General features: G+C 65.6%; 19 protein-coding genes and 1 tRNA gene. 5 read left to right on the top strand and 15 right to left on the bottom strand.

Annotated elements, in window-relative coordinates; translation table 11 throughout:
* Positions 1-55 precede the first annotated feature (55 nt).
* The 5 genes from AC5Y47_RS23255 to AC5Y47_RS23235 all read right to left on the bottom strand — a co-directional run bounded on the left by AC5Y47_RS23255 (position 56) and on the right by AC5Y47_RS23235 (position 5,101).
* The gene (locus AC5Y47_RS23255; RefSeq protein WP_499946602.1) at positions 56-1,474 is read right to left on the bottom strand and encodes a DUF7159 family protein; all 1,419 of its coding nucleotides are present in this window, start codon (positions 1,472-1,474) and stop codon (positions 56-58) included.
* Between the two features lie 127 nt (positions 1,475-1,601).
* On the bottom strand, positions 1,602-3,155 hold the full coding sequence (locus tag AC5Y47_RS23250) for a DUF7159 family protein (RefSeq protein ID WP_499946601.1): 1,554 nt from the start codon (positions 3,153-3,155) through the stop codon (positions 1,602-1,604).
* A gap of 70 nt (positions 3,156-3,225) precedes the next feature.
* Positions 3,226-3,798, bottom strand: coding sequence for a dCTP deaminase (gene dcd / locus AC5Y47_RS23245; RefSeq protein ID WP_499946600.1), 573 nt, complete (start codon positions 3,796-3,798; stop codon positions 3,226-3,228).
* 24 nt (positions 3,799-3,822) lie between these two features.
* Positions 3,823-4,509: a VldE C-terminal domain-containing protein gene (locus AC5Y47_RS23240; protein ID WP_499946599.1), complete on the bottom strand. Its 687-nt coding sequence runs from the start codon at positions 4,507-4,509 to the stop codon at positions 3,823-3,825.
* 349 nt (positions 4,510-4,858) lie between these two features.
* Entirely contained in the window at positions 4,859-5,101 is a 243-nt protein-coding gene (locus AC5Y47_RS23235) for an SRPBCC family protein (protein WP_499946598.1), read from the bottom strand.
* 25 nt (positions 5,102-5,126) lie between these two features.
* Here AC5Y47_RS23235 and AC5Y47_RS23230 point away from each other — a divergent pair.
* Positions 5,127-5,200, top strand: a tRNA-Gly gene (locus AC5Y47_RS23230).
* Positions 5,201-5,235: 35 nt separating this feature from the next.
* Here the strand turns inward: AC5Y47_RS23230 and AC5Y47_RS23225 are convergent.
* The 7 genes from AC5Y47_RS23225 to AC5Y47_RS23195 form a co-directional block, all read right to left on the bottom strand.
* Positions 5,236-5,463 (bottom strand): tyrosine-type recombinase/integrase, encoded by a 228-nt coding sequence (locus AC5Y47_RS23225; RefSeq protein ID WP_230589186.1) that lies wholly within the window; start codon positions 5,461-5,463, stop codon positions 5,236-5,238.
* 411 nt (positions 5,464-5,874) lie between these two features.
* On the bottom strand, positions 5,875-6,816 hold the full coding sequence (locus tag AC5Y47_RS23220) for a hypothetical protein (RefSeq protein ID WP_230589185.1): 942 nt from the start codon (positions 6,814-6,816) through the stop codon (positions 5,875-5,877).
* 132 nt (positions 6,817-6,948) lie between these two features.
* Positions 6,949-8,148, bottom strand: coding sequence for a tyrosine-type recombinase/integrase (locus tag AC5Y47_RS23215; protein ID WP_036443990.1), 1,200 nt, complete (start codon positions 8,146-8,148; stop codon positions 6,949-6,951).
* 1 nt (position 8,149) lies between these two features.
* Positions 8,150-8,341 carry a helix-turn-helix domain-containing protein gene (locus tag AC5Y47_RS23210; RefSeq protein WP_036443988.1) on the bottom strand — a complete coding sequence of 64 codons (192 nt, stop codon included), beginning with the start codon at positions 8,339-8,341 and terminating at the stop codon, positions 8,150-8,152.
* A 1-nt stretch (position 8,342) separates the two neighbouring features.
* Complete coding sequence (locus AC5Y47_RS23205) at positions 8,343-10,055, bottom strand: replication initiator (protein ID WP_080712103.1); 1,713 nt, start codon at positions 10,053-10,055, stop codon at positions 8,343-8,345.
* A 3-nt stretch (positions 10,056-10,058) separates the two neighbouring features.
* On the bottom strand, positions 10,059-11,483 hold the full coding sequence (locus AC5Y47_RS23200; RefSeq protein WP_036443982.1) for an FtsK/SpoIIIE domain-containing protein: 1,425 nt from the start codon (positions 11,481-11,483) through the stop codon (positions 10,059-10,061).
* The gene (locus AC5Y47_RS23195) at positions 11,483-11,929 is read right to left on the bottom strand and encodes a hypothetical protein (RefSeq protein ID WP_036444018.1); all 447 of its coding nucleotides are present in this window, start codon (positions 11,927-11,929) and stop codon (positions 11,483-11,485) included. The genes AC5Y47_RS23200 and AC5Y47_RS23195 overlap by 1 nt, the downstream gene beginning before the upstream one ends.
* 187 nt (positions 11,930-12,116) lie before the next feature.
* Between AC5Y47_RS23195 and AC5Y47_RS23190 the strand changes: the two genes are divergently transcribed.
* The gene (locus AC5Y47_RS23190; RefSeq protein ID WP_036444015.1) at positions 12,117-12,968 is read left to right on the top strand and encodes a P-loop nucleotide/nucleoside kinase family protein; all 852 of its coding nucleotides are present in this window, start codon (positions 12,117-12,119) and stop codon (positions 12,966-12,968) included.
* A gap of 233 nt (positions 12,969-13,201) precedes the next feature.
* On the opposite strand, the gene AC5Y47_RS23185 is transcribed toward AC5Y47_RS23190, so the two are convergent.
* From AC5Y47_RS23185 to AC5Y47_RS23175, 3 genes are all read right to left on the bottom strand, one after another.
* Entirely contained in the window at positions 13,202-13,804 is a 603-nt protein-coding gene (locus AC5Y47_RS23185) for a TetR/AcrR family transcriptional regulator (RefSeq protein WP_036443979.1), read from the bottom strand.
* A 21-nt stretch (positions 13,805-13,825) separates the two neighbouring features.
* On the bottom strand, positions 13,826-16,909 hold the full coding sequence (locus AC5Y47_RS23180; protein WP_036443976.1) for an MMPL/RND family transporter: 3,084 nt from the start codon (positions 16,907-16,909) through the stop codon (positions 13,826-13,828).
* A 131-nt stretch (positions 16,910-17,040) separates the two neighbouring features.
* Complete coding sequence (locus AC5Y47_RS23175) at positions 17,041-17,346, bottom strand: hypothetical protein (RefSeq protein ID WP_036443973.1); 306 nt, start codon at positions 17,344-17,346, stop codon at positions 17,041-17,043.
* Between the two features lie 145 nt (positions 17,347-17,491).
* Here AC5Y47_RS23175 and AC5Y47_RS23170 point away from each other — a divergent pair, with 145 nt between their 5' ends.
* The 3 genes from AC5Y47_RS23170 to AC5Y47_RS23160 form a co-directional block, all read left to right on the top strand.
* The gene (locus AC5Y47_RS23170; protein ID WP_051754198.1) at positions 17,492-18,121 is read left to right on the top strand and encodes a TetR/AcrR family transcriptional regulator; all 630 of its coding nucleotides are present in this window, start codon (positions 17,492-17,494) and stop codon (positions 18,119-18,121) included.
* 143 nt (positions 18,122-18,264) lie between these two features.
* Complete coding sequence (locus AC5Y47_RS23165; protein ID WP_230589182.1) at positions 18,265-18,918, top strand: TetR family transcriptional regulator; 654 nt, start codon at positions 18,265-18,267, stop codon at positions 18,916-18,918.
* A gap of 37 nt (positions 18,919-18,955) precedes the next feature.
* On the top strand, positions 18,956-19,173 hold a 218-nt coding region (locus tag AC5Y47_RS23160; protein WP_499946597.1), incomplete at its 3' end, for a hypothetical protein.

Here is a 19,173-nt window from a genome sequence, read left to right as displayed (position 1 = left end):
CGATGAGCGAACGCCATCGCGACCCTGAACGGTAAGTGACGGCTACCCGGCGAGATCAGATGCCGGGGACGAAGGGGATGTTGAATCCGCCGCGGCCGCCGCCGCCGCCACCTCGGCCACCGCCGCGGCCCCCACCGCCGCCACCGGGGCCTTTGCCGCCCGGACCCTTGCCGATGCTCGGCGGCTTGCCGCCACCGCCGCGGCCGGGTGATTGCGGAGTGAGGATCGGCGGGATCACCGGCACCGGCACGATCACCGGAACCGGTGCGGCAGGAGCCGGAGCTGGCGCGGCCGGTGCGGGCGCCTCGACCTTGGGCGCCGGTGCCTGCGGTGCCTGCGGAACCTGCACCGGGACCTGGGGGGCAGGGGCCGGTACCTGCTCGGGAACCTGCTGCGTCGGAGCCTGCTCAGGAACCGGAACCTGCTGCGGCGCCGGAGTGGGTGCCGGAGCCTGGGGAGTCGGCGCGGGCGCCTGGGGAGTCGGCGCGGGCGCCTCGGGCGCCGGCGTGTTCGGCGCGACGGCGGCCTGGCCGGTCTGCGGCCGCGCATCCGAGGTGGTGCGAATGCTGATGCCCAGCGCGACGACCAGCGATGCCACCCCGATGACGAAGATCGACGCCAGGATGCTGCCGATCAGCGCAAAAGGCTTGCGATCGTCCTGCTCGTCCTCGACGGCGCTGTAGGCCAAGCCGCTCTCGACGTTCTCGAAGTGCACCGGGTCGACTGCGAACGGTGGCTGGACGCCGGTGCCGGGGTCTTGCGCGTAGGCCTGCGCGGCGGTCGACGACGACAGCAGCGGCGTGTTCGCCGACGCCAGGGCCGCTCCCCGGGCGAGTGCGGTTTCTGGTTCCTCGGGCGCGGTCACCGGCAGCGTGGTCGCCGCCTCGAGCGCCGGTTTGATCAGCGGGATGTCGACGCCGGAGCCGACGACGAACACCGCATCCGGGTGGGTGGCGAGCGACTCGGCGCCCGACACCAACTCGGTCAATTGGGCCACCGCGGCGTCGTCGTCGTCGGGTAGCGGTTGGGTATGAATGTCGGCGATCGACCCGTCGGCGGTGTGCACCACGGCCAGAGTCGCGGTGTCGGGCTCGACGAAGAGCAGCGCAGTTTGCGCGTAGTTGGTCTCGTTACCGACCGATTGCGCCAGCGCTGCGGCGGCCAGGAAGGCCGAGACCAGCATGACGTTCTCGATCTTGCGGTTGGCAAGCGCGTCACGCAGCGCGGCGGCCTGCTCGGGGTCCCGCCAGGTCACACCGGTCGACGCCAGCTGGTAACCACCCTCGGCCGCGCCTTCTCGAGTCCCCAGAATCGCCGAGACGACCTGCTCGGCGGCGTTGAACATCGTCGCATCGGGGTCGGCCGCGACCTCGAACTTCTCTTCCTCGACGAGGGCACCGTCGCCGTTTTCACCCTCGACCAGCACCATTCGGACTGCCGCTGGTGCCATCGACACACCAAGGACGGTGTCCACAACTCCCCCAATCGAATGCTCGGATATCCCCCAACCCGTTATCAATAACGTACCCAGACCACCGGATGCTTTCCATCTGAGTTTGATTTGTAACGCAGATCACCGGACCTCAGCCCGGTGGACGGAGCTACCTGTGCCCGCGGCCCCCGCCGCCGCCTCCGAAGGGACCGTGACCGCCGCCGCCTCCGAAGGGTCCATGCCCGCCACCGCCTGGACCGTGCGCGCCGGGGCCGCCGCCACCTGGGCGGCCACCGCCGCCGAAGGGACCACGCCCACCAGGACCATCCCCGCCGAACGGTCCGCGGCCGGGATTACCTCCGATGGGCCCTCGACCCGGTTTCGGCGAAGGACCCGACCGCGGGGGCTGGACGACCGGCACCCGGGGAGCCGGGTTCTCCACCCGCGGCGGGGCGGCCGGGATTGGCACGCGCGGTGCCGGCGCCTGGCGCGGTACCCGGGCTTGCGGTGGGCGCAGAACCGTCCCTGGGCTGGGGATCTGGATGGGCGGAATGATGATCGGGACCACCGGAGCGACCACTTCCGGCTCCGGCAACCGCGGCGCCGGAGCAGCCGGAGCCGGCATCTCGGGAAGGTCGGGTACCACCCGTGCCGGAACGATTGGAGCGACCGGAGCCGGCGCCGCGGCCGGGACCTGGGTCGGTAGTTGCGGCGGCAGCGCTCTGGGCACCGACGGCGGAGCCGGCACGTCGATCTTGGGCTGCGGCGCTGCCACCGGGGTGGGCGGAGGCGCCTCGACCGTCGGCGCAACGAAATGGTTCTGCCGGGGCGTCGGGGCCAGCGCGACCGTCGGGCGGACGTTGATAGCCAACGCCACCTCCAGCGCTACCACCGCAGCGGCCGCGATGACCGCCACGCCGCTGCCGATCAACATCGCGGACCTGCGCCGTCGGCCGTCGACGGCTTCGTCTGCAACGGCGCTGTAGGCGAGCTCGCCGGGACCACCCGGGTCCTGCGCATAGGCCAACGCGGCCGTACTCGACGCGAACAACGGGGAGTTGGCCGACGCGAGCGCCGCGCCTCGAGCCAGTGCCATCTCGTGTTCTTCGGACACACTCACGGTCAGCGGGGTGGCCGCGTCCAGCAGCGGCTTGATCATCGCGACGTCGACACCGGAGCCGACCACATAGATGCCGTCGGGTCGGGCCGCCATCGATCCGACATCGGCCAGCATCTCGGCCAGCTGGCCGACCGCAGCGCCGTCGTCGGCGGCCAGTTGCCGGCGCCGGACGTCGCACAGGGAACCGTCAGCGGTCTTCACCACGGCCAACGTGGCGCTGTCGGGTTCGACGAACAGCACGCCGGTCCGCGCGTAGCCGACGGAATCACCGACCGCCTGTCCCATCGCGACCGCCGCCAGAAACGCGGAGACCAGCATGACGTTCTCGATCCTGCGGGCGGCGAGCGCGTCACGCAGCGCCGCCGCCTGCAACTGATCGGTCCAGCTCACCCCGATGGAGGACAGCCGCAGGCCGGCCTCGACCGCGCCTTCGCGCGTGCCCAGGATGGCCTGGATCACTTGTTCGGACGAGCGCATCGTGGCCGGGTCGTCCCCGAGCCGGAACCGGTCCTCGTCGACGATGACGCCGTTGGCGTCGGCACCCTCAATCAGCGCGATCTGGGCCGCCGTCGGCGCCATCGAAACTCCGAGTACGACGTCCAAAGCCCCTCCCACGGTCTTCGCTTCAACCAAAAGGGTAGTCGCGCTAACCAAGTTGGGACCGCTGTTGCAGCTATGTAGTCCGTATGAAGTTCTGATAGGAACGCGACGGGGTGGGCCCGCGCTGACCCTGGTATTTCGACCCGACGCCGGCGCTGCCGTAGGGCCGCTCCGACGGACTGGTCAGCCGCAGGATGCACAGCTGACCGATCTTCATCCCCGGCCACAGCGTGATCGGCAGGTTGGCGACGTTGGACAGTTCCAGCGTGATGTGCCCGCTGAATCCCGGGTCGATGAAACCCGCCGTGGAGTGCGTCAACAGCCCCAGCCGGCCCAACGAGGACTTGCCCTCCAACCGTCCGGCGAGATCGTCGGCCAGGGTGACCAGCTCCAGCGTCGAGCCGAGTACGAACTCGCCGGGGTGCAGCACGAACGGTTCACCGTCCGCGGGCTGCACCAGCGTGGTCAGCTCGTCCTGCTGCTTGGCGGGGTCGATGTGGGTGTAGCGGGTGTTGTTGAAGACGCGGAACAGCGTGTCGAGCCGCACGTCGATGCTGGACGGCTGGACCAGGGCGTCGTCGAAGGGCTCGATTTGCAACCGGCCGGCGGAAATTTCGGCCTTGAGGTCACGGTCGGAGAGCAGCACGCGTGTGAGCGTATCTGCTGCCGGTCAGCGGACGTAGATCTCGTCTCCGCTGGGGTATCCGCCGCCGAGGGTGGTGACGTGGACGTGGTCGTAGTGCCCGTACCCGCCTGCTTGGGCGCCGCCCCCGGGCGTGTAGTAGGTGCCTCGCCAGATGGCGTCCTGGATGCTGAACTTGTCGGCGTTCTGCAAGACGTACGTGACGATCGCGTTGCCCAGTTCGATGCCCTCGTCGGAGCTCGGGTTGGGGATCATCACGTCTACGGCCAAGCCCTCCGGATGCCACCGCAGAGCGTCGGGGCGGACGCCGCCCATCTGGTGGATCTCGGGGAACAGGGCGCTGATGGCACGCGCCACCAAGATGGTCTTGACCTGCAGGCCTTGTTCCGGCGCGACGCCCGCGGCCAAGATGGTCGACCCTGCGGCGGGGCGAGACCGGTCGGCCCGCGACCGCTCGGCGGGAGCCATTTCCTCGATGCTGAAGCGCAGGCGCGACGTGTCCAGCGCGGCGCCGGCATCCGAGGCCGCAATCTGCAGGCAGCATTCGGACGACGGGTCCGGGACGGTCGGCTTTGCAACGATGCGCGTGGTCGCGGGATTGACATCTCCACCGAGCGCTCCGCCCACCGCGAAGAGGACGGCGACCGGACCGATGGCTGCAGCCAGCATCGCTGGCGCTTTCGACCGCTTCCTGGCTAATGCGTGCCTGCCCACGGAAGGTCACGATACGAGATTACGAATGATAACGAAAGGGTAAACGTCCCATTCTGGGGATTTGCACGGAGCGATTGTCTATTAGCCCGGCAAATTACTTGCGGGTGATTCTGCGCTCGTCAGGCCGGTTGGCCCAGGAGCCAGTTAGACAGTTCCTCGAGCATCTGACGCGCATACCCGCGCCAGAACCAGCCGAAGGTTGGCATCATCGACGCCGCCGGTCGTGAGCGCGGAAACATGTTGTAGCGCCACGTGTTCGGGTGCCGGTCCCGGCCGGGGTGAAGAAGAATTCCCCGTCGATCTTGGTGAGGAGAGCCCTCAGCGGACCCTTGAAGTCGGTGATGCTGTATCACCACGAGTGCGGCTCGTCCACGCCGACGACGGTCTCTCGGGTGCTGCCTCCGCCGGCCAGCTCCAGCACCCGGGTCTGCCCCACAGATCCGTTCCAGTTATCTGCGTCACGTCCGATCACGGGGGTCGGTCCGTGCCGGGCCGGAACATGGTGGGGTACGTCCATCTCGAGGATGCCGCGGAACGCCTGCTCAGGCGTTACCGGGATGGTCCGGGATTGTTGCGGGCTCCGGCATCGCACGATGCTAGCCTTTCTGGGCGACTGCGCCGATGTAGTTCAATGGCAGAACATCAGCTTCCCAAGCTGAATACGCGGGTTCGATTCCCGTCATCGGCTCCACCCTGACCAGCATCAACAGTGTGCGAGTTATTCGATTAGCCCTGCTGAGTGTCACGAGATGTCACAACTCGATCGAAAGTGTCACCAGCGGACTTCAGCGCCTCGGGCTGCGAGTGCGTATAGCGCTTCATCGTGAAACTGGCATCCGTGTGACCGAGCCACGCGGCAATGACAGCTGGAGCGACGCCATCGAGTGCCGATTGGGTGGCGGCCGTGTGCCGCGCGCCGTGCAGTTTCAAGTGTCGCGGCCCGGCCTTCTTCACGGCAGCCAGTAACCTGTACACGATCGGGGCCGCCGCCGTCGCGGCGAGACCTAGGACGATGACCGCACCCGAACCGTGGCGCGGCCCACCACCAGAAGCAGCGCCCCGCCAGCGGCGATCACAACACCCGCTCCAGCTCGCCCGCGACCAACACCACACCGACACCGAACTGGGTTTCGGCGCGGGGCTGGTCGCGACCCACCTCAACGGCCGGCCACCCTCCCAAGGCGGCATCTACATGCCGAAGGCCCCGCGTGTCGACCCACCGCGCAGCGGATTGGTCGGCCCCGGCAGCACCGCCGTCCACCCGGCGAGGCGCGCGCCTACTCCGGCCAGCAGGTCGCCCTGTAGAACCGGGCACCGGAGACGCCCCTAGTCGGCCCGGTCGCGGGCGGGACTTACTTTGGTTTGCTAATCGGCTGCCGATCCGGAGGCCATTGCGCCTCGCCCACCCCCGTCTGCCATTGCGGACTCAGCCAACACGGCGAACCCGAAGTAGAGGTGACTGAGATTCGTTATGGCGCTCAGCACCGAGTGCTTGTAATAGCAGGCGTTCTGTTCAGCTTCCAGCAGCGTCGACAGGTTCGCTTCTTCGTCTTCCGAGAAGTGGATCGTGTCGCCATAGTTGAAGGTCAAGATCAGCTTCTGCGGGTTGATGTTCGCATAGCTGAACGGCGGCACCTCACGATCCGGCGGAACCGGTGGGGCGGCCATCTCACACACGATGGTGTTCAGCATTCTGTTCATCAATGCGCCACGCGCTTTTGCCCACTGCGCTACAACCCTTCTCGCACTCTCCTTCTCGCTCGCGGACAGCAACTTAACGGCCTTCATGATCCTGCCCCGCGTGCGAGTGAAAGACGCGAATTCGTCGTCGCTGTGCAATTGACGGAAGGCGAGCGAGGTCCCGGCGAAAGCTTCGGGCGACGGGAACACCAACGTGATTTCGGGGGCTCCGCCGCTCTTGAAGCTGTAGCGCATACCACTTTCCTCGTTCAGCGCGGAATATCCCGCAAGCTGACGACACATCCGCGCATAGCGCTTGAGGACCCGGCGGTCGTCGTCCGTCAACCCCGGCAGCACCGGGAACGCCCCGGGATCTGGCAGGTTGAACGCGTACGTAAGTAGCTCCCAATGGTGCCGAAAGCCGTGGTTCACGCCCACCGCATGCTCGATTAGGGGCGGCTCAAATTTCAACTGAACCGGTTGGACGGAGTTCTCATAGGGCACCATCGACAAGTTGCGGTCCCCCGTCAGCGGGTTAACCGTGTTACCCACGATCTTGGAGAGCAGCTGCATGTCACCCCACTCAAACGAGAGAATCTCGGCCTGGTCGTAGTCGGGGATCATCATTACAGCAGGGTTCCTTCGGCACGGCGCGGCTCGCTCATGCGTTCGAGCGACTGAGGTCACTGTACGACCGCCATCCGACACGAGTCGGCGTGTCCCGCCCTGACCAGCATCAACAGTGTTCGAATTGTTCGATTACCCCTGCTGAGTGTCACGAGATGTCACAACTCGATCGAAAGTGTCACCAGCGGACTTGAGCGCCTCAGGCTGCGAGTGCGTATAGAGCTTCATCGTGAAACTGGCATCCGTGTGACCGAGCCACGCGGCAATGACAGCTGGAGCGACGCCATCGAGTGCCAACTGGGTGGCGGCCGTGTGCCGCGCGCCGTGCAGTTTCAAGTGTCGCAGCCCGGCCTTCTTCACGGCAGCCACCCAGTACCGGTACACGACCGGGGGCGCATACGGCAGTCCAGCCTCGTTGGACACGACGTAGTCAAACGGGCCAGCGTCGACCCCGAGGCGCAGCCTCTCCTTTGCTTGCCGACGACGTGCAGCGCGCAGCACTCCGACCAGGCGATCGGGCAATGGCAACTCACGACGAGATGCCTTCGACTTTGGATCGTTCTCACTGACGCTGCCACCAGCCGACACGCGATTGTTCACGATGCGTAGGGTTTTGTACTTGAGGTCGACATCGCACCAGCGCAGCCCCGCGATCTCACCCCGACGCAGCCCAACCAGGGCCAACTCGTATGCATGGGCCAGGCGGTCACCGGCGAAGCTGGCGCGCAACATGTCGACTTCAGCGACACTGTAGGTATCCACGTCTTTGTGGGCCGACGGCAGCGGCTTGACGAGCTCAGCCGGGTTGCGAGCCAGAAGCCCTTGGAACACCGCATCTGCGAATACCCCGGTGATCGCCTGGAGGCTTTTGTTAACACTCGCTGATGACCACGGTCTGCGCTTCCGGCCCTTTGCAGTCATGGTGCCGCCCTCGGCGAGATCGCGAACCAGCGTATCGATATCTGTCTTGGTGATTCGCTGGGCCAGAACATCGGCGAAGCGCTCCACCAGCGGCTGTAGGTCGTAGGCCTTCTTGTCGCGCGCAGTGGGACGCAGGTCGTGTCGACCCGCCAGGTAGTTCTTGACCATCTCGCCGACTGTGAGTGTGCGCCTCGGCACGAACACTTTCTTCTCAGCCGCGTCGCTGATTTCGCTCAGTGCACGACGTGCGTCCTTCTCGGTGCGGTAACGCCGCCGAACCTGTCGACGTCGGCCAGTCTGAGGGTCCTCGCCCACGTCGACTGTCAGTTGATACCGAACCGCGTCTTTGCCGGTACGCCGGTCGCGAACGGTCAGCTTCTTGATCTGCGGCGGCAGTTGTTGTCGGGACATTTCACGCCGCCGTGTCACCGGTTGACTCGGCATCGAGTTTCGCAATGTATTCCGCAACAGCAGTTTCCGTGACGAACCGACGTCGGCCGATCTTCACTGACCTCAACTCACCGGACCCGATCAACTCGTAATACTTGCTGTGACCGATCGGAATCATCTGCCGCACTTGTGATTCCGTTAGTAGTTGTAGCATCTCAACGTCCACGACTTCCCGGCCCCGGTGATGCGCCTGCTCCGATTCGCTGTCCTTCGGGTGGTCCGATGGCGGCGATTGCGTTGGTGTATTGGGCTTTCCAAGTGAGTCTTTGGGAGATGGCTCGCATGATGAGTTCGCTGCGGGGTGGGGTGCGTTGGCCGGATTCGAGGCGGTAGATAAGAACATTGTCTCGCGCGTCCGGGGTGATGCCGGCGTCGGCGAGCAGTTGCCGAACAAATTTGTGCCGGTCGGCTTGGTGATCAGGCAGGGTTTTACCGGACCACTTCCGGGACACCAAGACCCGCCGGCCCGGCAGCCCGAGGGTGCTTCGACGGTGCGCTTTCGATTTGCACTGCCCGGCAACCATTTTCGATGATGCACCCTTGGGGACGATGCCGTAACGCAGCCAGATGGGGCAGCGCGGTGAGCATGGGGTTATCGCCAGTTCGGTGTGCAAACGCTCGTGATGGGCATGCTGGGCGGCGGTGGTGGGTGTGATGATTTCACCGATCGATTTGGTCAGGTACTTAGTCAGATACCCGATGTGCCGTCCCGCCTCTGTGCCGCCGCCGAGGATGCCTTTGGAGTGCACCTGTTCCCCGAAGCGCACCACATGCGCCGGGTTCGCATCGGGGTCGTCATCGACGGCCTGTAGGGCGTCCTGCCAGCTGGTGAGTGGTGTGTGGGTGTCGGGGTCGATGAAGGTGCACCGGGTCGGATTCCACACCGGCAGCCTGCCGGAATCGGTGTAGATCAGCTGGTCGTGGTTCGGCCACCACACCTGGTGGTAGGTGGCGGCAGCCACTTGGCGGACGAGGGCGTGAGGGATCGCGCCGCGCAGCGCCATGTGCACGTGCGGGGCGCCGCGTTTCTGAGGTTCCACGGTGGCGAAATACTGGACGTCCCAGCCCAGGACGCGCCGCAGGTTCTGGATGAACCGGTCCAGCAGAGCGGCGAAGTGGATCGCATCGCGGGCCGCACGCCGGTAATCATAGGCGCCGGGATCGATCGGGGCGCCGCCCTGGATCGGCCCGTAACTGTCACAGGTCAACGTGAGGAACATCGACGGCCGGTACTTACCCACGTACTGCTGGCCGATGGTGTTTTTGCGGACCTGCCGGGTCGGCAGGTCGATCACGTCGTGGCGGCGTTTCGTCGACCGAGTGCGCAACGGGGTGGGCGGGGGGTCCAGTGGTGGCAGGGTGCCGCGCATCCCGGTGGCACGCAGCTGGGTGTCGAGTTCACCGACCGCGGCCCGCAGCTCAGCGACGGCTTCGTGGTCGTGGTCGCGGTCGGTGGTGGCGTCGCGGTAAGCGGCGACTAGATCAGCGCGGGAGCGCAGCAGCTCGGATTGCTGCTCGGTGGGTTCAATGGCTGGTTGGACCGGTTCGTGGTCGAGGTGCCATCCTTCGCGGCACTGCTGCATGCGCAGTGCGCGCGCTTTTTTCGCGCACGGGGCGCATTGCGATTCCATGGTCGATTTGCAGGGCACCGCCGCGTAGTCGGTGGCGCCGGTGTCCAGGTTGACCGTTCCCATCACCAGCGGGCGGACGCACACCCCGTGAGTTTGTGCGGCGGCGACGGCGATTTCGTGGAAGGAGGGCCGGGCTCGCCGTTCGGCGGCGGTTTCTCGTCGGGGCAAGGGGTCCGCGGAGTGATCGGGCGGTGGCGGTGCGTGGGGGCTGACCGGTGCAGGTGAGGGGGTCGGCATGGCTCAGCCCTGCGAGGAAGCAGTGTCAGGCCGGCGCGGGAGTCGGCGGCGTTTCGGTGGCCGGAAATGTGTGACCAGATAGTCGATGTCGTCGTCGGTGACATGAAACGCCCGGACCCGTTGTGGTTCGGCGGTGCCGTCCACCATGACGTAGCCGACACCCGGTGTGGACTCGGGGATTTCGTCGCACACTGCCCCGGCATCGCGCGCCGCCTGCCCAAGAATCATCGTGGTTTGGTTCGATTCGGTCAGGCGCAGTCCCACGCGGACAGTGAAGTACTGGCGCAACGACACCACTTCTTTTGACGGGTCTTGCACGGCGCCTATCAGGGTGATCCCGACCGCACGACCTTGAGAGAGCAGCAGCCCGAGCAGCTGGTCGACTTCGGCGCGGATTTTGCGGTCGGTGCCATAGGCGGTCAAGGCGGCGAGTTCATCGATGATCACCACCGTCAACGGGTCCTCGACGCTCGGCGTGTGGGTGCGGGTGTGGCCACGCAACAGCTGGGTGCGGCCATCCATCAACTTGACCAGGCCTCGCAACAACTCCAAGGTCTGCTCGGTGCGGTCAGCGGCGAACGCGGTGAACAGCCCTGCGCCGCGGGCGAATTCCATCCCGCCCTTCGGGTCGATCACACAGAGTTGCACCAGGCCTGACCGCACAGCGGGGGCCAGTCCGGCGACCAGGGACTGCACCACGCTGCTTTTGCCCGACCCCGTTGAGCCGGCGACCAGAATGTGATGACCCTGGATCGGTAGCCGCCACGGCGTGCCGGTGTCGGTGACCCCGACCGTCACCGCCGCCAGCTGCACTCGTGTCGCGTCGGTGGGCCGGGGCAGCCGCACCGCAGCCGCGAGGGTGTCATCACGGTGCACGGTGACCGTGAGCTGGCCGGGCTGCAGGGACCGCACCGTCACGCGACCGCTTCCCCAGGCGTGGGCCAGGGCGTCGGCTTGCTTGCCCCAGTCGGTCGCGGTCTGCCCGGTCACCATGCCGATGTTCAGCGTGTCGGTGGCGGTGCCGATGCGCACCGACCGCAGCCGCGGGACCATGGTCCGCTCACCCAGCGTGGCGGTCAACCCGTGCAGGGTGCACACCTGCGCCCAGGCGTGCTTGTAGCGCCACCAGGTCAGGTAAGCCGTGCGGACCGGTAGCCACGATGCAGCGCCAAATCCGGCCGGGTCGACCAGCGCCAACGCGATGTAGATGAGGGCGTATACCCCGGCCACGATCAGCCCGCCGCCCCACCCGAACCAGGCGCCCGCCCATGCGATCATGATGATCGGCAAACTCAACACCGGGAACCGCACCGTCCACGATCCGAGCAGCACGGCGAGCTTGGCCAGCATTAGCAATATGTCTTCGACCAGCTGGTCGGCCGAACTCTGACCGCTGTTGCCGGACGGTTTCGAGTTGCCGGTGGCCATCACGCACCCGCCTTCACGGTCTCGCCGCGCGGCGCTGACGACGACTTACTCACGGGCGCAGGTGAATTCACGTCACCTTTGATGCCGGTCGCCCTGTAGACGTAGCCCACATAGGTGTATTCGCCCTGACCCATCCGCCGCGGTTCGGCGGTCAGGCCTTCCAGTTCGATCATGCGAATTCCGCTGCCCGCCAACAGCTCCGGCGTGGATGGCACTGGCTGTACCTCGGCCAGAAATGTCACCACGAAGCTCGCCCGTTTGGCTTTCGGCTCATCGGGGTCCGACACTGCGCCAGCCCACTGCCGCAGACCTGTCGCCGGATCAGCCTTCTGCACATTCGGACGCTCAAATTCCATGTCCGGGCCGATCGGACCCAGCAACATCAACCCTCTCGGGAACGCTTCTGTGTGTTGCATCGGGAACCGGTGCCCTTTTTGTATCGCCATGTCAGCTTTCTCCTGTCTGTGTGACTTGGACCACGACAACATATCAACTGATATTTTTGGTGGTCAACTGTTATGCATCGATAGGTCAGAAAAAATGTGAATCGCCCCATGAGGCACTGGAGCGATTGGTTTTCAACTGATCGCGGCTGATATTGTCGGGCATCTCAACTGCTATGGACGGATGGTCATGACCTCACCGACTACGCCCCGGCAGGCGATGCACCGCCAGATCGCCCAAGCCGTTCGTAACGACATCGAGGCCGGCATTCTCCGCGACGGTGAACGGCTGCCTTCCACACGCGAGCTCGCGTCGCAGTGGAACGTCAGCGTCTTCACGATCACTCAAGCGATGGACCTGCTTACTGCCGAAGGCCTGGTGCGCAGCAAGGACCGCTCGGCACGCGTCATCACCGCTCCCGACACTGCGGCAGCACCCAAAAGTCTGCAGCTGCCCACCCCGCAATTAGTCCTTGTCGGCGGCTACGCCGGCAGCGGAAAAACCGAATTCGGTCGCGTCCTAGCCCGCCAGACCGGATGGACAATCCTCGACAAGGACACCATCACCCGGCCGCTCGTCCAGCGTTGGCTCGAAGACCTTGGCGCTTCACTGGATGACCGCGAATCCCCCACCTACATGAACAAGATTCGTCCCCATGAGTACGAAGCACTCAACGCGGCAATCGAAGAGAACATCGAGTGCGGCAACTCCATTGTCTCCACTGCGCCCTACCTGCACGAGCTCACCGACAGGGCATGGATCGACCGCACCCAGGCCCGAGCCGACGACCTCAATGCCGACCTGTCCATCGTGTGGGTAACCTGCGCGGCCGACACCATGAACCTCTACCTACGACGCCGGGCCGCAGCACGTGACCGATGGAAACTCGCGAACTGGCCCACTTACCTGGCCAGCGTCGACACCACTTTCGCCCCGCCGGTGCCGCATACGCTGATCCAGAATGACCCCGACAGCCAACCCTTGCAGGTTCAGGCCCGCAGCTTCATCAAATCCATCCGAGCACAGGCCGGGCAGCAGTAAGGCATTTGCTCACCGCGCTCGTTCTCCACTGCCTCGGTAAACTGTGGGTCGGTATCTGATGGCGTTGGCTCGTTGAGATTGATTTGGCCTTGCGGGCGGTCGGGTCGACGCGGGTAGGTGGTTTTTGGGGGTCGGCGGGGTGCGCTGGCGAGGTGGGTTGGTGTACGGCAGTTGATCTGCTGAGGCTGTGGCCACATGGCCTGGTGGGTGTGGGCCGGGGTAGTGCGGTGTGTTTAGTGGAATCCGGCGAGGGTGATGTGCAGGGCTTGCTGCAGTTGGGTGCGCAGCGGTGGGTTGGTGGTGGTGTTGTTGAGCCAGTGTTGGAGCACGGTTTGTGCGGTGCTCAGGGCTGTGTGGATGAGCAGTGTGGGGCGGATGTCGGTGGTGGGGTCGGTGTTCATGCGGGTTGCGATCATGGTGGTGAGTTGGCGGGTTTGGTTGTCGCTGAGCAGTGTTGAGCTGTTGAGCAGGTGTGGTGCGCTCTGCAGGGCGTGTTTCCAGTGTGGGGAGTGCTGGCCGGCTGTTTCGCCGAGGTGGTCGACGAGGAGGTGGATGAGTGAGGTGGCTGCTGTTTCGGTGGGCGGACGGGTGTTGTAGGTGGTGATGATTTCGGCGATGGCATGTTGGATCGGGGCGGTCAGCAGGTGTTCTTTGTTGGGTGCGTGGCGGTAGTAGGTGCTGATGGAGATGCCGGCGGTGGCGGCGATGTCGTCGGTAGTGACTGCGGCGTAGCCGTGTTGGGCGAAGAGTTGGTGTGCGGTGGTTTGGATGTGGGTGAGTAGTTCGGTGCGGCGGCGGTCTCTGAGGGTGGGGGGTGTGGGGTTGGCGGTAGTCATGGTCGATTCCGGTGGGTGTGTCTAGGTTCGGGTTGGAGAGGGTTTGTGGCGCAGTGGGTTTCGTTGTGGCCACCAGCTGGTTTCGCGGAGCAGGGTGGCGATGGCAGGCACGGTGAGGGTGCGTACGACGAAGGTGTCCAAGAGGAGGCCGCAGCCGATGATGAGTCCGGTTTGGATCATGATGGCTATCGAGCCGATCATGAGGCCGAACATGCTGGCGGCGAAGATGAGTCCGGCGGAGGTGATGACGGAGCCGGTGTTGGCGATAGTGCGGAGCACGCCGACGCGGATGTTACGGGTGGATTCCTCGCGCAGTCGTGAGATGAGCAGCATGTTGTAGTCGGCGCCGACGGCGACCAGGATGATGAACGCCAGAAGTGGTACGGGCCAGGCGATTTCTTTGCCGAGGCCGTATTGAAATATCAGGGTGCCGATTCCTAGTGATGCCCCGTAGTTGAGGATGACGGTGCCCAGTAGGTAGAGCGGTGCGACCAGGGCGCGGAGCAAGACGATGAGGATGAGGCCGACGACGAGCAGGGTGGCGATGGCCATCAGGCGGAAGTCGGCGGAGAGCAGGCGTTGAATGTCTGAGTTGACGGCGGGAAATCCGGCGACGGCGATGGTGGTGTTGGCCAGTGAGGTGTTGGGGCGTGCTGCGTCAGCGACTTCGGTGAGTCGGTAGGCCAGGGTCATCGCGTCGCTGCTGTAGGGGTCGTAGCTGGACTCGATGGCGTAGCGGGCGGTTTTGCCGTCCGCGGATAGGAAGTGTTTGGCGACGTCGGCGAATTGTTGGTTGTCGAAGGCGTCGTTAGGGAGGTAGAAGCCGCTGGCGGTGTCGGATCCGGTTGCTGATCGTGCGGATTGTTGGAGTTGGGCGGCGATTTTTCCCATGCCGGAAAGCATTTCGAGGTTGCTGTCGACGAGGGTGTGGACGCCGGTGGCCAGCGAGTGAGCACCGGATGCGAGTTGGTGGACGCCGGTTTGGAGGCGTCCGATGTTGGCGGCGAGGTCGCCGGAGCCTGCGGCGCCCATGGCGGTGTCCAGGGTGGTGATGAGCCGGGTGACGTCGGCGAGGGTGCCGCCGCCGGTGTTGGTGGCCGGCTGGTAGAGGTCGGCGAGGGTGGTGAGGTGGTCGAAGAATCCGTTGTCGCGCAACGTGATGAGTAGTTGGGCTTGGTCGTGTAGTTGGGCGCATTCGGTGGCGGCGGCGCACGCGGGCCAGTTGCTGATCGCGGCGATGAGGGGCTCAAGGGTGGTGATGGCGGTTTGGGCTTGTTCGGCTTGGTGGCGTAGTGCGGGCCCGGCGGCAATGGCGTGATCGACGGCGGGTGCGGTGGCAGAAAGCTGTTGCAGCAGCGGCCGCAATCGCTGGGTTTGGATGCCCGCGGTTTGAGCTTGGCCTAAGAGCCCAGTCAGCGGGGTCAGCGCGGTGCCCAGGGTGGTGTCGAGTTGGGTGAGCCCGTCGGCGAGCTGGTCGGCGCCGTTGGTGAGTTGGCCCAGATCGCTACGGCGGGATTGGCCGTCGTTGACCGCGCCCGCGAGCCGGTCACCGATTTGGCCGTTCTGCCAAGACAGTTGGGCTTGTTCGAGCCGTTTACCGCCGGGGCGGGTGACTCCGGAGACTTTGGTGACACCGGGCAGTTGGGCGAGGCGGGAGGCCATTTCGTCAAGGTCGGCCAGTCCTCGGCTGGTGCGCATGTCGGTGGGTGACTGCACGACCAAGAACTCGTTGATCACGATGTCTTTGCGGAAGTGGCGATCCAGCAGTCGATACCCTTCGTTGCTGGCCGAGGTGGTCGTTTGGCCTTGGCGGTCGTCGTAGCTGATGCGCATGGTGGTCGCCACTGCGCACAGAGCTAGGACGAAGATCAGGCTGGCGGCCAGCAGGGGCACGGGGCGTCGTACGACGGCCACCGCGATCCGGTTCCAGTAACGGCGGGTGCGGTCGGTGTTGGGTTCACCGATCCCACGCCGGGCGGCCAGCGCGAGTACGGGGGGAAACAGAGTGACCGTGGCGGCGAACCCGATGATCACGGCGATGGCGCAGGCCGGGCCGAGTGCGGCGAAGACGCTCAGTTCGGCGAAGGTCATGGACAGAAATGCCAGCGCGACGGTGGCGGCCGAGGCTGCGATGACCCGCCCGATGGTGGCGGTGGCGTGGATGACCGCGGTCTGGGCGGGGACCTGTTGGCGGCGCTGTTCGTGGTAGCGGCTGATCAAGAACACTGAGTAGTCGGTGCCGGCGCCCAGCAGGATCACCGTCATGAACGCGACGGTGAACTGAGACACCGGCATGCCGGCTTCGCCGAGTCCGGAGAGCACCCCGCGCCCGACCGCGAGGCTGATACCGATCACCAGCAGCGGCAGCATCGCGGTGAACACCGACCGATAGATCAGCAGCAAGATCATGGCGATCAGCCCGGCGGTGGCCACCGAGATGAGGATCAGATCCTGTTCAGCGGAATCGATTTGATCGCTGAAGGTGGCGGGTGGGCCGGTGACGCGCACGGTGGTCGGTGAGTGCCCGAAAACCTCGGCGACGATGCCGCGTACCGCCCGCACCGATTCCGCGGTGCTGGGATCACCGAGGGTTCCGGCCACCCCCACCGGCACGTACCATGCCTTGCGGTCGGCGCTGAGAGCTTGCGCGGCGGTGACCGGGTCGGCCAGGAGGTCTTGGACCTGCCGGACGTGGCTGGTGTCGGCCCGTAACCGCTGGATCAACGTGTCATAGCGCTGCTTAACCTGCGGGGTCAGCCCGCTGGGATCCTCCATCGCCACGAAGATCGTGGTCTTGGAGCCTTGTTCACCGAACGCCGAGCCCATCCGGTCTACGGTCTGCAGCGACGGCGCCCCGGGCGGTATCAGATGCACCGACTGGTGCTTGACGACCGTTTCCAGTTGCGGAAAAAGGATCGCCAGCACCACCGCGGCGGCGATCCAGGACCCGATCACCAACGCTTTGTGCCGGATCGCGAAACCCGACAGCCGCGCTAGGCGCTCACTGTAGGTGTCGCGGCCCTGTGCCGCTTCCGCGGCGCCACGCTGCTCCTTGGGGCGACTCAACGTCGCCACGCCGGCATCGCCCCAGCCCTTGATTACCATCCCGGCCCCCCCGGCGGCATAAAGAAACTGTCGGTATCGCAACAGTACTATCGGTATCTTTGTGCGGCATCCGGCAAAGCGCAATACGCCCGCCCGCCGGTCGCGGCCTGCCCCCAGCGGCCGCGACAGCTTCAGTCCAACATCTCCCGGCCCATCAGCTCGTCGTCGAGATAGGAACACGACCGCGGCGGATAGTGGCGGGGACGCACACGATCACCCGCGGTCGCAACCCGGGCGTGCCCGAGCTTGGCCAGATCATGGCGAACGTGGCGGACCTCCTCGAACAAGACGCCGGGCAGCAGCCGCTTGGCCGCCCGCGCCACCACCGCGCCGGTGCGCCCGACAGCCCGCGCCGGCCGCCGCGTCAGTGGCGTCGCCGCGGTCGGGTCCTGGATCTGGCGCCGGATGAGCTCCCGGCGTTGCTGGTGATTCACCATGGCCTTACCCCCTCGGTGTTGGCCTGCACGGCGATACAGGTACTAACGGTATCGCTCCGATACTAACAGTATCGTTTCGCTAAATGCCAGCCTTGCGTCCGCGGTATCGGCGTCGACGCCAGGCGGCGAGGATTACGGTGAACAGGTGGAGCCAGGCGCGGAGGAACGTGCTGTCGATATCGACGGCGACGAGGTGGATCCACGCCTGGCGCGGTCCCGGACCCGGCTGCTCGACGCCGCGGCCAAGCTGCTCAGCGCCGGCGGGGTCGAAGCGGTCACCATCGAGGCGGTCACCAAGGCCTCCAAAGTGGCCAGAACCACGCTCTACCGCCACTTCACTAGCTCCACCCACCTGCTGGCCGCCACTTTTGAGCGGCTCCTGCCCCAGGTCAGCCTGCCGCCGGCGCAAGGCTCGCTGCGCGAACAGCTCATCGAACTGCTCAGCCGGCAAGCGATCCTGTTTCAGGACGCACCCTTGCACGCCACCACGCTGGCCTGGGTCGCCCTCGGGCCGACACCGGAGCGCCCCGACGAGGTGCACGACCGCCACGCGCTACGCACACGCGTCGTCGCCCATTACCGACAGCCCTTCGCCGAGCTGCTGCAAAGCCCGGCCGCCGCCGCCGAACTCGACGACTTCGATGTCGACCTCGCCATGTGCCAGCTCGTCGGCCCGATCGCCTTCGCCCGCCTGACCGGCCTACGCGCCATCAACCGCGAGGACTGCGAACACATCGTTGACGACTTCCTGCACGCCCACGCCCGCACCCGATAAACCCCACCGGGCCCGGCCGGGTCCGACGTCGTCGGCAACCCGGGGATTCGCGCCGCACCGCCCACCGTTGTGGTACGAACGGTAGCGCAGGGATACTGCTCGTAGCGGGGGTTCGGTATGGGTGACTGTCGGGCCGATGGTGCATGGCCGCCGTCAAGAGCGGGCTGCTCGGGGCGGGCTCGCGCAACCGGTGCCGGGACGTCATGACCGCGGCGCAACCTGCCGGTGAGGCACCCCACGCGAGTGAGATCCTGGATGCGACCCTGCATGCAGCGACCTGCGGCGGTTATAGCGCGGTGCAGATGCGGGCGGTGGCTGATGTCGCCGGCATCGGTGTGGGGACGCTCTACCGGTATTTCCCGTCCAAACCGCACCTGCTGGTCGCGGTGTTGCGCCGCGAATTCGACCGACTGGCCGCCGAGTGCGCATGGCACCACAACGACACCACGCCTGCCCAGCGGGTCGCAGCCCTGACCTCACGACTGCACGTCGAATGGCAGCTCGACCCTAACCTGACCGAAGCCACCACGCGCGCCCTGGTGGTCGCCGACGCGACCGCCGCGCCCACCGTCACCCAGACCGCCGACATCCTGCAACAACTCTTCGCCCACGCATTGGGCGGCAGCACCGTCACCGAGCACCACCATGACCTCGCCGGACTCATCACTGATGTCTGGCTGGCCAACCTCACCGCCTTCAGTGGCCACCGACTCTCCGCAGCCCAAGCCCGAGAGCGGATCGACCGCGGCACGGAACTCCTACTGCGCCAGACCTCATCAATAATCTCCACGTCATAAACGGCCACAACCCCCGACCTAGCCACCCTCGAGGCTTATGCGGCGAATTTCGCCCCTCAAAGCAGCCAACGCAAAGCACACCCAAGTGCTGTCGAGCACAAGAAAGTGCGAGCAGCCGACGGCACAAAATAATTGGTTCCATATTGAAACTGCAGTTCAGGACGCTAAACAACTGAGCTTCGAATCGGCCCATCTACCATTAACCGAACAAACCGCACGCATTAACCGATTGTCTGCCGAATTTCGCTCTCAGAG

The organism is Mycobacterium sp. NGS22, assembly GCF_059813095.1.
This window is presented reverse-complemented; position numbering and strand designations above follow the sequence as displayed.

Bases quoted from the DNA above. Each gene is read 5' to 3' on its own strand.
- AC5Y47_RS23220 (WP_230589185.1), bottom strand. From the start codon at position 6,816: ATGATGATCCCCGACTACGACCAGGCCGAGATTCTCTCGTTTGAGTGG.
- AC5Y47_RS23215 (WP_036443990.1), bottom strand. From the start codon at position 8,148: ATGTCCCGACAACAACTGCCGCCGCAGATCAAGAAGCTGACCGTTCGC.
- AC5Y47_RS23210 (WP_036443988.1), bottom strand. From the start codon at position 8,341: ATGCTACAACTACTAACGGAATCACAAGTGCGGCAGATGATTCCGATC.
- AC5Y47_RS23205 (WP_080712103.1), bottom strand. From the start codon at position 10,055: ATGCCGACCCCCTCACCTGCACCGGTCAGCCCCCACGCACCGCCACCG.
- AC5Y47_RS23200 (WP_036443982.1), bottom strand. From the start codon at position 11,483: ATGGCCACCGGCAACTCGAAACCGTCCGGCAACAGCGGTCAGAGTTCG.
- AC5Y47_RS23195 (WP_036444018.1), bottom strand. From the start codon at position 11,929: ATGGCGATACAAAAAGGGCACCGGTTCCCGATGCAACACACAGAAGCG.
- AC5Y47_RS23190 (WP_036444015.1), top strand. From the start codon at position 12,117: ATGACCTCACCGACTACGCCCCGGCAGGCGATGCACCGCCAGATCGCC.
- AC5Y47_RS23185 (WP_036443979.1), bottom strand. From the start codon at position 13,804: ATGACTACCGCCAACCCCACACCCCCCACCCTCAGAGACCGCCGCCGC.
- AC5Y47_RS23180 (WP_036443976.1), bottom strand. From the start codon at position 16,909: ATGGTAATCAAGGGCTGGGGCGATGCCGGCGTGGCGACGTTGAGTCGC.
- AC5Y47_RS23175 (WP_036443973.1), bottom strand. From the start codon at position 17,346: ATGGTGAATCACCAGCAACGCCGGGAGCTCATCCGGCGCCAGATCCAG.
- AC5Y47_RS23165 (WP_230589182.1), top strand. From the start codon at position 18,265: ATGGCCGCCGTCAAGAGCGGGCTGCTCGGGGCGGGCTCGCGCAACCGG.